Origin of the sequence: Tahibacter amnicola, from assembly GCF_025398735.1 — a bacterium.
Classification (GTDB): Bacteria; Pseudomonadota; Gammaproteobacteria; order Xanthomonadales; family Rhodanobacteraceae; genus Tahibacter; species Tahibacter amnicola.
This window is the reverse complement of record NZ_CP104694.1, coordinates 580,871-595,289: the sequence shown is the minus strand read 5'-3', so window position 1 is coordinate 595,289 and position 14,419 is coordinate 580,871. Positions and strand designations below refer to the sequence as shown.

Below are 14,419 nucleotides of genomic sequence, written 5' to 3'. Positions count from 1 at the left end.
GGTGTCCATACCACGCTACCCGGAAATTTCTCCACCGTACGGATTGACGCCACTCCACCGCATTCGCAAAATCCCCTTGCTGCCGCCAAATCGGCAGCCCGGGATTGGCATCCTGGTGACCTTGGCGCCACAAGCGCCCATCCGTCGATGTCGGCGCTTTTTTTGCGTCCGCCATCGTCGGCTGGGCGCCCTATTGATACCATTCCGGTTTCAATGGCGGGCGGCGCGCGGCAGCCGAGAGGCTGGCCGGCCCAAGGTCCGGTATGCCAACCATGCGCCGTCCGTCACCGTTTCGGGTCCGGTGACGGGTTATCCACTCGTCCAGGACTCAACGATGTCGATCTGCATGGAAAGTCCGTTCGCGCATCGCGAACGTTGTACGCGCAGTGATACCCGACGCATCCGCCGTGCCGCTGGCCGGCGGGTGCGTGGCCTTCCCTCCCCGTCGCGGAGGTGCGCGTGAATTCGTCCCCTCATGGTTTGCCCGCCGACGAGTTCTGTCTGGCGGATGTGCTCGTCAATGCGTTTGATGCGGATGCCGACAGTGCGGAAACGATTGTCGACGCCGCGCGGGGCCGGCGTGACCGGGCATTGGCGGGCCTGCGCACGTTGGCGGCGGTGCTGCGCCGGGGGAAGAGCGGCGCAGCGGCGCCCGGGAATGCATTTGTGCACGGCGTGGGCGCGCTGGTGGCGCATCTGGCGGATGAGGTGCACGCCTTGACCATGCTCGAAGCGCATGCGCGGTACCGGTTGGAGGAGGTTGACCGGGAGGCGCGGGCGGTGGAGGTAGCGGCGTGAGATGGTCGCTGCGTCGGGTGTCGCGTCACCGTGATCGCAGTCGCGGCGTTTCCCCGCGGCTAAGCTTGCTGCTCAACCCGGCTACGCGGTACGTAGCTGTCGCCGTTGCGTTACGCGCCCGGCGATGTTGGGCATCGCTGTGCTCAGCCCAACCTACAACAGCGGGCAATTGTTGATGCGGTCGCGGGCTACGGGAGCGTAGCGTTGCTTTCGTAGGTCGGGGTGAGCGCCAGCGAACTCCAACAGGGCGCATTCGTTCGTCGCTACGTCAACCGTAGCCACCGGGTGGTGACGCAGGCTGGGGTGGGCGAAAACCAAGCCCGACAAGGCGGCACCGATGGCGTCTCGACTTGCCGAGAGGCACGTGTCGGGGTTCGCTGGCGCTCACCCCAACCTACCGAAGCCTTGCGCGAATGTCGCAGGAAGTATCGTCGATCGTGCCGGAAGGCGACGATCAATCTGTCCGGAGGATGGATTGCCGCACAAAGGGCGTCGACGGTGTTTCCGGTGACATTTGCCATTGTACGGGTTGGTCGATATCCACAGCCTGTTCGCGACGGGCTGGCGGGCAAAGCGTGCTGACGAGCATCGCCTTGCCGGCGTGGTATCACACAACCGCTTCCACGCCGTCGCTGCGGCCGCGGTCGACGGATCATCCACTTCGATCTGCGCAGTTTTCGTTCGCGTGCGCGGCGCCGCGCACGCGACGCTTTGCTGTGCGCCCATGGCGATTCGGATGAACCGGCCTCCGGGCGGAGAGCACGGCGTATGACGCCCCCTGCGCTGGCCTACTCCGGCGAAACGCCGAGGAGCTGCTTCCACTGCACCTCCGACAGCACGCCGCTGCGGCTGCGGCGGGCGTCTGGGTCGATCACGATGGTGCGTGGCAGTTCACCGCCCCATTCCGGGTCGAGGCGATAGCCGATGCGTGGTGAAGCGGCTTCGGCGTAGATCCAGGTCGACGACGATCCCAATTGCAGCGCTGCCAGGTGGGCGGCGGCGGCTTCGCTACGCTCCGCGCCATCGGTCGCGACGATGGCCACGTCCAGTGGCGCACCGTTGCGTGCCAGGGTGTCGAGCGCCCGCAGGTGGGCGTCGCAGTAGCCGCAGTCGAGCGACCATAGTGCGATCACTTTCGTGCGCGCGCCCGGCGCCACCAGGTGTCGCGCAGCCACCTCGTCCAGTACCTGCAGCGTCGGCGTGGCCAGCTGCGCCAGCGCGGCGAACGCGGTTGCCAGCATCATCGGCGCGTCTCCAGTGCGACGATCTGTGGCCCTTCGGGCAGGGTCCATGCGGCGTAGGCCTTGCGCTTCCACACCAGCACCTGCGGTTGCGAGTGAGGCCCGGTGGTGCGCGCGATTTCACGCGGCGGGCTGAACGTGGCACCGCCGTCGGTCGACGTACGAACCTGCAGGGTGTCGGCATCCTCGACGATCTGCTGCCAGATGATCCATACGCGATCGCCGTCGACGGCGAGGTCGGCGTGCGATGCACCGGCTGCCGCCATTTCGATCGACGGGAATGTTTCGCCCGCCGGTGCCGAGCCGTAGTGGACGCGACTGCCCTTGGCCGCGCTGAACCACACGGCGTGGGCGCGACCCTCGCCGTCGAATGCCAGGGACGGGCCGTGGTGCGGGCAGCCATCCAGGCGCCAGTTCTCTGCGGTGGCGCGAAGAACGACCGGGGGCGTCTTCGATGCAGCATCCAGTCGCGCCCATGCGTGATCGCGCACGCCGCCGTCGAAGAGCTGGCGCCAGAGCAGCCATACCGTGCCATCCGGTGCCGTCGCCGCGGCGATGCGGCAGCACTCGCAGCTGTGGTCCGCCACGCGGACTTCGGGTTCAAAGTGCTCGCCGCCATCGCGGGACCAGGCAGCGTAGATCGCCGCGCCGGCGTAGGTTTCGCCGCGTCCGGCAGCGGCGCTGCGGTCGCGCTTGTCGATCCAGGCCACGGCCACGCGCCCCTGGCCGTCGACCGCCAGGGCGTCAAAGCGGTGCGTGATTTCCTGGCGGTCCCTGTGCACGGTCGCGGGCGGGGAGAAGGTCTCGCCCTGGTCGAGCGAGCGGCTGAAGCGGATGTCGCCGCTGTAGGGCTGGCCGCGCGGGTGCGTCCAGCTCAGGTAGATCGCGCCGTCTTTGCCCAAGGCGATCTTGGGACGGTTTTCGCCGTCGGCGGCAATGGTTTCCGGTTCCGCATTCACGGTACGCGGCGCATCGAACGGCGCACCCACCGCGGCGGCGCGACGGACGACGACATGCTCGCCCGAGGCCCCCACCCACCACACGCGGCCGTCCGGGGCGATCGCGACGGAGGCACCCAGCGCCGGGCGGACCGCGGGCTTGGCGTGTTCGTGCGCCACGGCAGTCAGGCTGGCGAGCGCGCACAGCGCCGCGCCGATCGGGCGGAATAGCGGAATCATGATCGTCCTTGATGGGATCCAGGGCTCGCCCGAAGCCTCGGGTTGCAGCCGGCCAGGCTGCACGGTACTGCACCGGACCGGGAACGGCGATGCGGCACGCGGTCGCGCCGTACGGCGATGGCCGGTTTCGCGACGCCGGACTAGCCCTTATGGCCCACGGCACTTGCCACGGGCATTCCTACAATGCGCCTGACCCACGAGACGAGAACCCGCAATGCCGATTTCACCCGTCCTTGCCACTGCCGCCATCCTGCTCGGCGCCACGCCGCCGGCCGAGGACACCGGCACGCGCCTGCTGCGCCTGCCGGATATCTGCGGCAACCACATCGCCTTCGTCTATGCCGGTGACGTGTATCGCGTGGCGGCCACGGGCGGCACGGCGCTGCGCCTGACCTCTCACCTGGGCAACGAGCTGTATCCCAAGTTCTCGCCGGACTGCGCCCAGATCGCCTTCTCCGCCGAATATGACGGCACCCGCCAGGTGTATGTGATTCCCACCAGCGGCGGCGCGCCGCGCCAGATCAGCTGGTACAACGATGTCGGCGCGATGCCGCCGCGCGGCGGCACCGACTACCGCGTGCTGGACTGGTCGCCCGACGGCCGCAACGTCCTGGTGCGGGTCAACCGCCTGCCGTTCGATGAGCGCGGCGGTCGGCCCTATCTCATTCCGGCCGACGGCGGACTGGAAACGCCGCTGGCGATTCCCGAATCCGGCGGCGGCATGTTCGCTCCGGATGGCAAGAGCGTGGTCTACACGCCGATCGACCGTGATTTCCGCAGCTGGAAGCGCTACCGCGGCGGCCGCGCCCAGGAGGTGTGGACCTACGACCTGGTCAACAACACCTCGCAGCGCCTGACCCACCATCCGGCCTCGGACCACCAGCCCATGTGGGTGGGCAATACGATTTTCTTCGCCTCGGACCGGGGCCAGACGCTGAACCTGTGGTCGGTGTCGCCCCAGGGCGGCGAGCCGGTGCAGCGGACCCAGTTCAGTGATTTCGACGTGATGTGGCCCAGCGCCGGTGCCGACGCCATCGTATTCGAGCAGGGCGGCTACCTGTGGCGCTTCGACCCGGCCACGGGCAGCGCGGCCAAGGTGGATATCCAGGTCACCGGCGATTTTCCGCAGGCCTTGCCGCAGTGGAAGAAGGCCGCTGCCTATGTCGAGTCCTTCGACCTGTCGCCGCAGGGCGAGCGCGCCGTGTTCGGCGCGCGCGGCGAGATCTTCACCGTGCCGGCCAAGAACGGCGAGGTGCGCAATATCAGCCGCACCCCGGCCGAGCGCGAGATCAGCGTGAGCTGGTCGCCCGACGGCAAGACCATCGCCTACCTGTCGGACGCCACCGGCGAATACGAGATCTACCTGCGCGCCCAGGATGGCAGCGGCGAACCGCGCCGCATCACGACCGACGGCGATACCTGGCGTTTCCCGCCGGCATGGTCGCCCGACTCCACGCGCCTGGCCTACGCCGACAAGCGCCAGCGCCTGCGCATTGTCGAGGTCGCGACCGGCGCGACGACCGAGGTCGACAGCAGCACCTTTGAAGACATCACTGACTACGCCTGGGCGCCCGATTCCCAGTGGCTGGCCTACGGCCGCAGCACCGATACCCACCTTTCGCAGCTGTTCCTGTATTCGCTGCGCAGCGGCAAGTCCGTGGCGCTGGCCGAGCCCACTTCCAGCGCCTTCAGCCCGGCTTTTGATCCCAAGGGCCGCTGGCTGTATTTCCTGTCCAACCGGGACTGGAACCTCACGTTCAGCGCGCACGAACAAAACTACCTGTATACGAATGCAACAAAGCCCTACGCACTGATTTTGGCCAAGGACGGGCCGACGCCGTATCCGAACAAGAGCGATGAAGCCGGCGATGATTCCGTCGGCAAGGCACGCGCCGAACGCGAGACGGCGCCCGACAAGGGGCCGGGCCCCACCCGGATCGACCTGGACGGCATTTCGGGCCGCGTTGTCGCACTGAAGGTGGCCGGCGGCAGCTACCAGGCGCTGCGCGCCGGCAATGACGCGATCTACTTCCTGTCGGGCAGCCCGCGCCAGCAGAGTTTCGAGCTGCGCCGCCTCGCCCTGGATGCCGACCAGGACAAGCCCGTCGCCGCCAACCTCAACGACTACCGCGTGTCGCTTTCGGGTGACAAGCTGCTGCTACGCCAGGCGGAGCGCTATGCGATCGTCAAGGCGGACGCCAGCCAGGATTTCAACGCGGGCGCGCTGAATCTTGATCGCATGGAGCTGTTCGTCGACCCGCGTGTGGAATGGAAGCAGGAATTCACCGACGCCTGGCGCCTGGTGCGCGACTGGTTCTACGAACCGGGCGTGCACGGCGGCATCGAGCGCTGGAACCTGATCCGCGAACGCTACGGCCGCTGGCTGCCGCACGTGGCCAGCCGCGCGGACTTTGACTACCTGCTGCAGGAAGTGGCCGGGGAGACCAACGCCGGGCACGTCTATGTGCAGTCGTCGACCGACATGCCCAAGGTCGAGCGCCATGCGAGCGGCTTGCTCGGCGCCGAGTTCGCCACGCATCCGTCGGGCTATTTCCGCATTGCCAAGATTTTTGCGGGCGAGAACTGGAACCGCGACCAGCGCTCACCGCTGACCGAACCCGGTATCGATGTGCGCGAAGGGCACTTCCTGCTGGCGGTCGACGGCGTCGATGCGCGTTCGGTGAAAAATCCCTATGCGCTTCTGCATGGCAAGGGAGATGTCGTGGTCAGCCTGCGTGTGTCCGACAACCCCGAAGGTCGCGAGGCACGCGATGTGCGCGTGCGCACGCTGACCTCGGAGCAGTCGCTGCGCTATGCCGACTGGGTCGCTTCACGGCGGGCGCTGGTCGAGAAACTGTCCGGCGGCCGCATCGGCTATATCCACGTGCCGAACACGGCGGTCGAGGGCAATCGCGAGCTCAACCGCGGCATGCTCGCCTATCACGAGAAGGAAGCACTGATCATCGACGACCGCTACAACGGTGGCGGTTTCATTCCTGACCGGATGATCGAGCTGGTCGCGCGTCAGCCGCTCAATTACTGGAAGCGGCGTGGACTGGATCCCGTGCCCACGCCGCTGGTGTCGCACGAGGGACCGAAGGCGATGCTGATCAACGGCCTGTCGAGCTCGGGCGGTGATGCGTTTCCCTACTATTTCCGCAAGCTCAAGCTCGGCACGCTGATCGGCACGCGCACCTGGGGCGGGCTGATCGGCATCGCCGGCAATCCCAACCTGGCCGATGGCGGCACCATTCTCGCCGCTAATTTCCGTTTCATGGGCACCGATGGAAAATGGGCCGTGGAGAACGAGGGCGTCGCGCCCGACATCGAAATCATCGATCGCCCGGAACTGATTGCTGCCGGCAAGGACCCGAGCATCGAGAAGGCCGTCGACGTGCTGCTGGCGCAGTTGCCGGCCGTGCGGGCCGCTCCGGTGCAGGCACCGGCGCCGCCCACGCATTTCGGCGAATAGACTGTCCGTGTCGCGACGACCGGCGGGCGCGGCACCGGCCGCGGCCGCCGGTTTTTTTGTTTACGACAGAGATTGGCGAGGATGACATGCAGTGCTTTGTCTACCGTTCCGAACGCAAGGCCGATACGTACGTATACCTGCGCGAACGCGATGCCTTCGGCCTGTTGCCGGCATCGCTGGCGCAGGGCCTGGGCCAGCTCACCTTCGTGATCGAGCTGACGCTCTCGCCCGACCGCAAGCTGGCGCGCGAGGACGTCGAGGCGGTGATGGCCAACCTGCGTGGCCCGGGTTTCCACCTGCAGCTGCCGCCCGTACAGGGCCTCGCCGAAGCCGAGGCGCCTTCCAAACCCCACTGAATGGGCCGGAAAACCGCCGCGACGCGCCCGCCGGCGCATTAACCAGGCTTTACCGCGCCTGCGGCCGAGGGTGCTTATACTCGGCCCGTTCTTTTGTGCCCGGACTTTATCTGCGTGCCCAGATCCAAGCCGTCGCGCCTTGGCGCCCTCATTGCGAGCCTGCCGTATTTCCTGCCTGCCGCGGCCTGCCTGGTCGTCGCCGGCATGGTGGTGCACCCGGCCGTGCTCCTGGCCCTGCTGGCCGCCAACTCGCTGACACTGGCCGCGGTCTGCCACGGCCTCGGCTTTGACCTGGAAGCGGATTTCGCGCGCACGGTGCTGCGCCGCGGCGCGGCGCACTTCGTCCTGGTGGCCGGCTACAGCGCACTGCTCGTGCTCATGCTCGGCTGGCCCCTGGGCTGGCTGCTGCGCGAGCCCTCGCTCGTCGCCACGCTGGCCTTGTCGACCGCGGTCGTGGTCGCCTTGCTGGCGCTGTGGCGCATCTGGCCGGCGTTCGGGCTGGTGCTGGTCTGGGATGATGCCTACCCGGAAGACGACGAACGTTCCTGGATTGCCACCGCGCTGTCGCGCAGCCTGACGTTCTCGCTGCACCTGACGCGCGAACACGAGCTGTATTTCAGCCATGGCCTGTGGGTCGGGCTGATCCAGCTGCTGCTCGCCTGCGCCGCGGCGGCCATCGCCGGCCTGGGTGGCGTGCTGCCGAACGAACTGCGCCTGAGCGCACTGGTCGTCTACGGGTTGGTGCTGCTGCCGGTCGGGCAACTGCTGGTAGCCAACCGCACCCTGCGCGCCGTGCTCACTGCCCGGCGCAGCCGCCATGCAGAGCGCGCCGAGCCGGTCGTAGCGGAACACACCGACGGCACCTGCGCGTCGCCGGCAGTGCTTCCCGGCGGATTGAGCCGCTCCGAGCTCGATACCGCGCTGCTGCATGCCGCCCGCTGCGGCCAGGTGGAGCTGGCGATCGCCGCGCTGGAACGGGGTGCCGATCCGAACACGGTGCCCGCCGAGACCGAGCGCGACCAGCGCAGCGTGCTGATGCTGGCGACGACGCTGCCGGAGGTACGCCTGCTGCGCGCGCTGATTGCACGCAGCGCCGACGTCAATCGCTGCCATGCGGGCCTGACCCCGCTGCTGGCCGCCACCCGCGACAGCTACGAAGGCCGCCCGGACGCCGTGCTGACCCTGCTGGCGAACGGTGCCAATCCGGCCCTCGCCGACGCCCAGGGCAATACCGCGCTGCATTACGCCGCGCTGGCTTCCGAACCGGTCGTCGCAGCCATGCTGCTCGATGCCGGCGCCTCCATGGCCTGCATCAACCGCGATGGCCTGACGCCGCCCGGACAGGCCGCCGCGGCCGCGAACTGGACCCTGCTGCGCTTTTTCCTGGAGCACGGCGCGAAGAACGAGGTGGAGCATGCCCAGCCGCTGCTGCTGTCCGCCTCGGGCATCACCGACGACGACATCACCGGCGCCAAGCTGCTGCTGAAGCAGAAGGCCCGTCCGGACGCCCAGGGCCCGATGGGACGCACCGCGCTCATGGCGGCGGCGCTCGCCGGACATGCGGGCATCGTGCGCCTGCTGCTGGATGCCGGTGCCAGCGTCGACATCGCCGACGGGCATGCAACGACCGCCCTGATGGAAGCCGCCCGCGCCGGGGCACCGGAAGTGATCGCACTGATCGCGCAGCGCAAACCCGATCCCAACCGCGTCGACCACCTGGGCCGCACGGCCCTGGTCATCGCCTGCCAGTCGCGCCAGGCCCGCGCCGATACGGTCCGCGCGTTGCTGGCACTGGGTATCGACCGCCGGCGCCCCTGCGGCGATGGTCGCTGTGCGCTGGACCACGCGATCACGACCGGCCGCTGGGACCTGGTCGCCCTGATCGACCCGGATTATCCCTTGCCGGCGAGCCTGGCCGACGCCGCGGGCACGGCGGCCACCGATTCGCCGGCGCACCTGCTCGATGCGCTGCGCTTCGGCCACTGGACCATCGCCGACAGCTTTATCGAGGTGATCCGCAGCTGGTCCGAGCGGGACCTGGCGGGTATCTGGCAGGAACTGGCCACCCACGGCGACCCGCGGGCGCGCCAGTGGCTGCTCAATCACGGCCTGCGACCGGATGCCTACGGCCCCGGCGGACGGCTGCTGGATGCGGCCGTCGCACAATTGCCCGACAGCCTCGCCGCGCTGGAAGAGCTGGTCCACGCGGGTGCGGGCATCGGCGGATCCGGCCTGTTGCGCCGCGTGCTCGACGCGGCGCGTCATTGCGAAGACGCGCCGCGGCGCCAGCGCCTGTTGCAGCTGGCCCGGGAATTGGTCGACGGCGGCGCCGACCCCTTCGACGCCGGCGAGTCCGGCGAAACAGCGGTGCATATCGCCGCCCAGCTGGGCGCACTGGATGTCCTGGATGCGTTGCTGGAACGCGGCGCTGATCCCAACCACCGCGATGCGCGCGGCCGCACGGCGCTGGCCCTGGCCATGGCACTGCCGGTTCCGGCAGCCGAGGCGATCGTGATGCGGCTGGTGCATTTTGGCGCCGATCCGGAGATCGCTGGCGACGATGGCGAAACACCGCTGGGTCGGGTCCTGGGCAGCGGTGCATCCGACCTGACCCGCTGGCTGCACTGGCCCAACTGGCCGCTGCCGCGACGCCGCCTGTGGCCGGCGGACCTGGTCAGCGCGGCAACCCAGGGCGACCGCGACGCGGTGCGCAAGCTGCTGGCACTGAAGCTGCCAATCGAGGCCACCGACGGGCAGGGCGCCACTGCGCTGCTGCGCGCCTGCGGCCAGGGTCATCGCGACCTCGTCGACGACCTCCTGAAAGCCGGCGCCGATCCGAATCACGCGGCGACCAGCGGCGCGACCTGTCTTTCCGCCGCGATCAGCGCGCGCCGCGAAGCCGTGGTCGCCTGCCTGGTGGGCCATGGCGTGGACGTGAACGCGCGCCTGCCGGGCGGAACCACCGCACTCATGATTGCCAGCGCGCTGGGATTTCCGGAACTGGTGCTGCAGCTGCTGCAGGCCGGGGCCGACCCGCAACTGGCGGACGACAGCGGCGCCACTGCCCTGCACGCGGCCGTGCAGTACGGCTTCGCGCAGCCGGCGCAGCGCGCCGCCGGCGTACTGGAAACGCTGCTGCGCGCCGGTGCGGCGCCCAATGCGCGTAACGGCAAGGGGCAGACGCCGCTGCTGCTGCTCGTGGGCGGACGCGCCGATCCAGGCACCCCCTGCGATGCACCGGCGCTCGGCCGGCTCGTCGCCGTGCTGCTCGACTACGCCGCCGACCTGGATGTGCAGGACGAACGGGGTGTCTCGGCGCTGCACGCCTGCGCCATCCATGGCCTGCTGGGCTGCGCACGCCAGCTGCTGGCACGCGGCGCAGACCGCGAGCTGCGCGACTGCCGCGGGCGGCGCCCGGCGGACCTGGCCGAACTCCTCGGCTATGCGGACGTCGCGGCGGAACTGGGCGCCACCGCGGCGATCCCCAGCCTCGCCAAGATGCTGCGCCAGCCGGTGCGGCCGCCGGAGTAGGCGCCGGTGCCGCGGTCAGGTCGTCGCGTCGATGTCGGCGGCGAAGATGCGTTCCAGTTCCACGAAGGCTTCCTGCGCGCTCTGCACCAGCGCCGCCTCGTCGTCATAGACCAGGTGCTGCGCCAGCAGTAGCGCCTCGTCGTGCGCGCGGAAACGCGCGATCCGCTCGGCGACCAGCCCCGGCGATTGCCCCAGCGCCTCGAGCACCTGCTGGGTGAGCACCAGGCTGCCGTCGAAGGTTTCGCGCACGACGCCGTCGACGTTCAGGTCCATCAGGCGGAAGGCGTGCTGGCGGTTGCGCGCCCGGGCGAAAATCTTCAGATGCGGATACAGCCGGCGCACGATGCGGGCGGTGCGCACATTGGCCTCGGGGTCGTCCGTGGCGAGCACGAAGATCTCGGCCTTGTCCGCCTGCGCCGCGCGCAGCAGCTCGGGGCGGGTCGGATCGCCGAAATAGATTTCGCTGCCGAAGCGGCGCGACACGTCCACCTGTTCGATGGAATTTTCCAGCGCCGTGAACGGAATGCGCTGGGCGCGCAGGATACGCGCCACGATCTGCCCGACCCGGCCGAAGCCGGCGATGATCACGCGCGGCGGATCCCCTTCGATACGATCGAACTCGCGCTCGGGAGCCCGTTCCCGCGTGCCGAGGTATTTGGCCACGCAGACCACGACCGCCGGCGTCAACGCCATCGACAAGGTGATCACCAGGGTCAGCAGGTCGTGCTGGCGCCCGTCGAGCAGCTGCGCCTTGTGCGCCAGCTTGAACACCACGAAGGCGAATTCGCCGCCGCCCGCCAGCACTGCGGCCAAGGCGAGCGACTGCGGGGTATCCAGGCCACCGATGCTGCGTCCGACGAGAAGCAGCACCAGGCCCTTGGCGACCAGCAGAGCCGCCGTCAATGCCAGCACCACCCACGGCTCGCGCAACAGCAGAGCCAGGTCCACCGACATGCCCACGCTGACGAAGAACAGGCCCAGCAGCAGCCCCTTGAACGGATCGATCTGGGATTCCAGCTCGTGGCGGTATTCCGAATCGGCGAGCAGCAGGCCGGCCAGGAACGCGCCCAGGGCCATGGAGATGCCGGCCAGCTCCATCAGCCAGGCCGTGCCGATGACCACGAGCAAAGCCGTGGCGGTGAAGACTTCCGGAATGCGCGTGCCGGCGACGGCACGGAACACCGGCCGCAGCAGGAAGCGGCCGGCCACCACGACCAGGGCGATGACGGCAACGACGCGCAACGCATCGACGAGGTTCATCGCCGCGCCGCCGGCGCCGCCCAGCACGGGGATCAGCGCAAGAATGGGAATGGCGGCCAGATCCTGGAACAGCAACACGGCGAAGGCCAGGCGGCCGTGCGGCGCGGTAAGTTCCTTGCGCTCGGCCAGGAGCTGCAGACCGAAAGCCGTGGACGACAGCGCCAGGCCAAGTCCCATCACGATCGCGGATTTCAGGCCCAGGCCAAAGCCCAGTGCGGCGACACCCGCAATGAGCGCTGTGGTTCCCAGCATCTGCGCCGTGCCCGCACCAAACACGGACTTGCGCATCACCCACAGCCGCTGCGGCGACAGTTCCAATCCGATGACAAAGAGCATCAGCACGACGCCAAGCTCTGAAATGCGCGCGATCTGCTCCGGATTCTGCAGCAGCTTCAATCCGGCCGGGCCGATCACCGCGCCGGCGATGAGATAGCCCAGCACGGCGCCCAGCTCGAACTTCTTGGCAATCGGCACGGCAATGACAGCCGCGGCCAGCAGCACGACGGTGTAGTGCAGGATCGTGTGTGTTTCCACGCGTGGGCTCCGGTAGACCGCCGAAGTATCGCATGCGGCTTCGCAGCGTCGGGTTCTCAGGATCTGAGATCACCGGCGCCTACAGTAACGGCTCGCACCCACGAGCCGGAACCGTCCATGACGCCTTTCCCGCAAACCCGCATTGCCCCACAGGCCACGCCCGGCTTCACCCTGGTCGACCGTGTCTCCGGCTGCTGGTTCGCTGCGGGGCTGTGCCTCTGGCTGGCCCTGCCTTCGGCGCGCGCCTATTCGCCCGTTTTCGGATGGGTCGGTTACTGGCTCGTGGGTGCCCCGCTGGTGACGCTGCTCGCAGCGCACCGGCACCGGTTGCTGGCCAGCGCGCGGGCGTTCCTCGTCCGCTCGTTCGCGCGCCGCAGCAGTGACGTGGCCGGGGAAGGGACCCCGTTCGACCGGCGCCAGGGATGGCGCCACGTCATGGTCCGGCACCGCCAGGCTCGGCGGCTGCCGGTGCGCCGCCCGCGCCGGACGGCGCGGATCCGCGTACTGGTCACGGCACTGCTGCAACGGCTGTAGTCACCGCCGCCGCCGGGGTGAACGTCAGTCGGTGATGCCCAGGCGTTTGCGTTCCAGACGGCGCAGGAATTCTTCCATGATGCGGCGGTAGAGATCCTCGCCGAGGTATTCGTCCTCGACGCCGGCATCAATCGACGGGTTGTCGTTCACTTCGATCACGACGATCCGGTTGCCGACCTGCTTGAGGTCTACCCCGTACAGGCCATCACCGATCGGCAGCGTGGCCTTGAGCGCGAGACGCACGACTTCCGGCGGTGCTTCGCGGACGGGGAAGGTCTTGAAGCCCCCGGACTTGGCCGTGCCCCGGGCGCCATGGTTGTAGATCTGCCAGTGACCGCGCGACATGAAGTACTGGCACGCGAAGAGCGGTTCCTTGTTCAGCACGCCGATGCGCCAGTCGAATTCCGTGTAGAGGAATTCCTGCGCGATGATCAGCGCGGTGTGCTGGAACAATTCGTCCACGCCCTTCTTCAGCTCTTCGGCGTTGTTGGCCTTGACGATGCCGCGCGAGAAGCTGCCGTCGGGAATCTTGAGCACGATCGGAAAGCCCAGCAGCTCCGGCAGTTCGGCCAGCTGCCTGGCGTTGTCGCGAAACAGGATTTCGCCGCGGGGCGTGGGCAGCTTGCGCGAACGCAGCAGGTCGTGCAGGTAGATCTTGTTCGTGCAGCGCAGGATCGACGTGGGATCGTCGATCACCACCATGCCTTCCTTTTCCGCCTTGTTGGCGAAACGGTAGGTGTGGTTGTCCAGCGCCGTTGTCTCGCGGATGAAGAGGCCGTCGTATTCGGCCAGGCGCGTGTAGTCGTTGCGCGTGATCGGATCGACTTCGATCCCCAGGCCCTTGCCAGCCTCGATGAAGGACCGCAGCGCCTTTTTGTTCGACGGCGGCATCGCCTCGTTGGGATCGTGCAGCAGGGCGATGTCGTAACGGTATTTCTTGCGCGCGCGTGGCTTGCGCCAGAGCTTCTTGGAGAACTTGTCCAGCGCGTCGGCGAAGGCATCTTCCTGCGGGTCATCCAGCGTATGCAGGCCGGCGGGCTTGATCGCGGCGATCTGCCAGACTTTCTCGCGCTCGAACTCGATGCGCAGGATCGGGCAGGGGAACGATTCGAACACCTGGCGCGCGAGGTCCTGCAAGGGGCCGTAGCTGGTTTCGCCAAAATATACAAGGATACCGAAGTCGGTCGTGTCACGGCCTTCTTCCGGCAGGAAACGCGCGACCTTCTGGTTGAGGTCGTCGATATCCAGGCCGTAGAGCGAGCGTCGCCGCAGGTCGTTGATCGTGCGTACCGACGGAATCACCTTGTGTCCGCGCGCCTCGGCCAGCAGTGACACGTAGTAACCGGTGCCCAGGTATTTGTAGCTGCGGCACAGGTTGATCACCTGGGTGCGTTCTTCTTCCTGGCCGAGCGGCTCGCGCAGGTAGTCCGTCGCGGTGACCACATTGTCGGAGGGGTAGTAGGAACCCCAGTCGGACGCTTTTTCGACGACGATGACGAGACGACTCATGGGCGC

General features: G+C 68.1%; 9 protein-coding genes. 5 read left to right on the top strand and 4 right to left on the bottom strand.

The window, feature by feature from the left end; genetic code table 11:
• Positions 1 to 459: 459 nt before the first annotated feature.
• Positions 460 to 798, top strand: a complete 339-nt coding sequence (locus N4264_RS02455; RefSeq protein WP_261695495.1) for a hypothetical protein — start codon at positions 460 to 462, stop codon at positions 796 to 798.
• Positions 799 to 1,586: 788 nt separating this feature from the next.
• Here the strand turns inward: N4264_RS02455 and N4264_RS02450 are convergent.
• Positions 1,587 to 2,042, bottom strand: a complete 456-nt coding sequence (locus N4264_RS02450) for a hypothetical protein (RefSeq protein WP_261695494.1) — start codon at positions 2,040 to 2,042, stop codon at positions 1,587 to 1,589.
• Positions 2,039 to 3,217: a sialidase family protein gene (locus N4264_RS02445; RefSeq protein ID WP_261695493.1), complete on the bottom strand. Its 1,179-nt coding sequence runs from the start codon at positions 3,215 to 3,217 to the stop codon at positions 2,039 to 2,041. The genes N4264_RS02450 and N4264_RS02445 overlap by 4 nt, the downstream gene beginning before the upstream one ends.
• A gap of 214 nt (positions 3,218 to 3,431) precedes the next feature.
• On the opposite strand from N4264_RS02445, the gene N4264_RS02440 reads away from it, so the two are divergent.
• The 3 genes from N4264_RS02440 (at position 3,432) to N4264_RS02430 (ending at position 10,576) form a co-directional block, all read left to right on the top strand.
• The gene (locus N4264_RS02440) at positions 3,432 to 6,689 is read left to right on the top strand and encodes a S41 family peptidase (RefSeq protein ID WP_261695492.1); all 3,258 of its coding nucleotides are present in this window, start codon (positions 3,432 to 3,434) and stop codon (positions 6,687 to 6,689) included.
• Between the two features lie 86 nt (positions 6,690 to 6,775).
• A complete protein-coding gene (locus N4264_RS02435) occupies positions 6,776 to 7,045 on the top strand; it encodes a YcgL domain-containing protein (RefSeq protein ID WP_261695491.1) in 270 nt (89 codons plus the stop codon).
• 114 nt (positions 7,046 to 7,159) lie between these two features.
• Positions 7,160 to 10,576 (top strand): ankyrin repeat domain-containing protein, encoded by a 3,417-nt coding sequence (locus N4264_RS02430; RefSeq protein WP_261695490.1) that lies wholly within the window; start codon positions 7,160 to 7,162, stop codon positions 10,574 to 10,576.
• A gap of 15 nt (positions 10,577 to 10,591) precedes the next feature.
• Here the strand turns inward: N4264_RS02430 and N4264_RS02425 are convergent, their stop codons facing one another.
• Positions 10,592 to 12,370, bottom strand: a complete 1,779-nt coding sequence (locus N4264_RS02425) for a monovalent cation:proton antiporter-2 (CPA2) family protein (protein ID WP_261695489.1) — start codon at positions 12,368 to 12,370, stop codon at positions 10,592 to 10,594.
• Positions 12,371 to 12,487: 117 nt separating this feature from the next.
• Between N4264_RS02425 and N4264_RS02420 the strand changes: the two genes are divergently transcribed.
• A complete protein-coding gene (locus tag N4264_RS02420) occupies positions 12,488 to 12,904 on the top strand; it encodes a hypothetical protein (protein ID WP_261695488.1) in 417 nt (138 codons plus the stop codon).
• A gap of 24 nt (positions 12,905 to 12,928) precedes the next feature.
• On the opposite strand, the gene N4264_RS02415 is transcribed toward N4264_RS02420, so the two are convergent.
• Positions 12,929 to 14,413 (bottom strand): RimK family ATP-grasp domain-containing protein, encoded by a 1,485-nt coding sequence (locus tag N4264_RS02415; protein WP_261695487.1) that lies wholly within the window; start codon positions 14,411 to 14,413, stop codon positions 12,929 to 12,931.
• Positions 14,414 to 14,419: the final 6 nt, after the last annotated feature.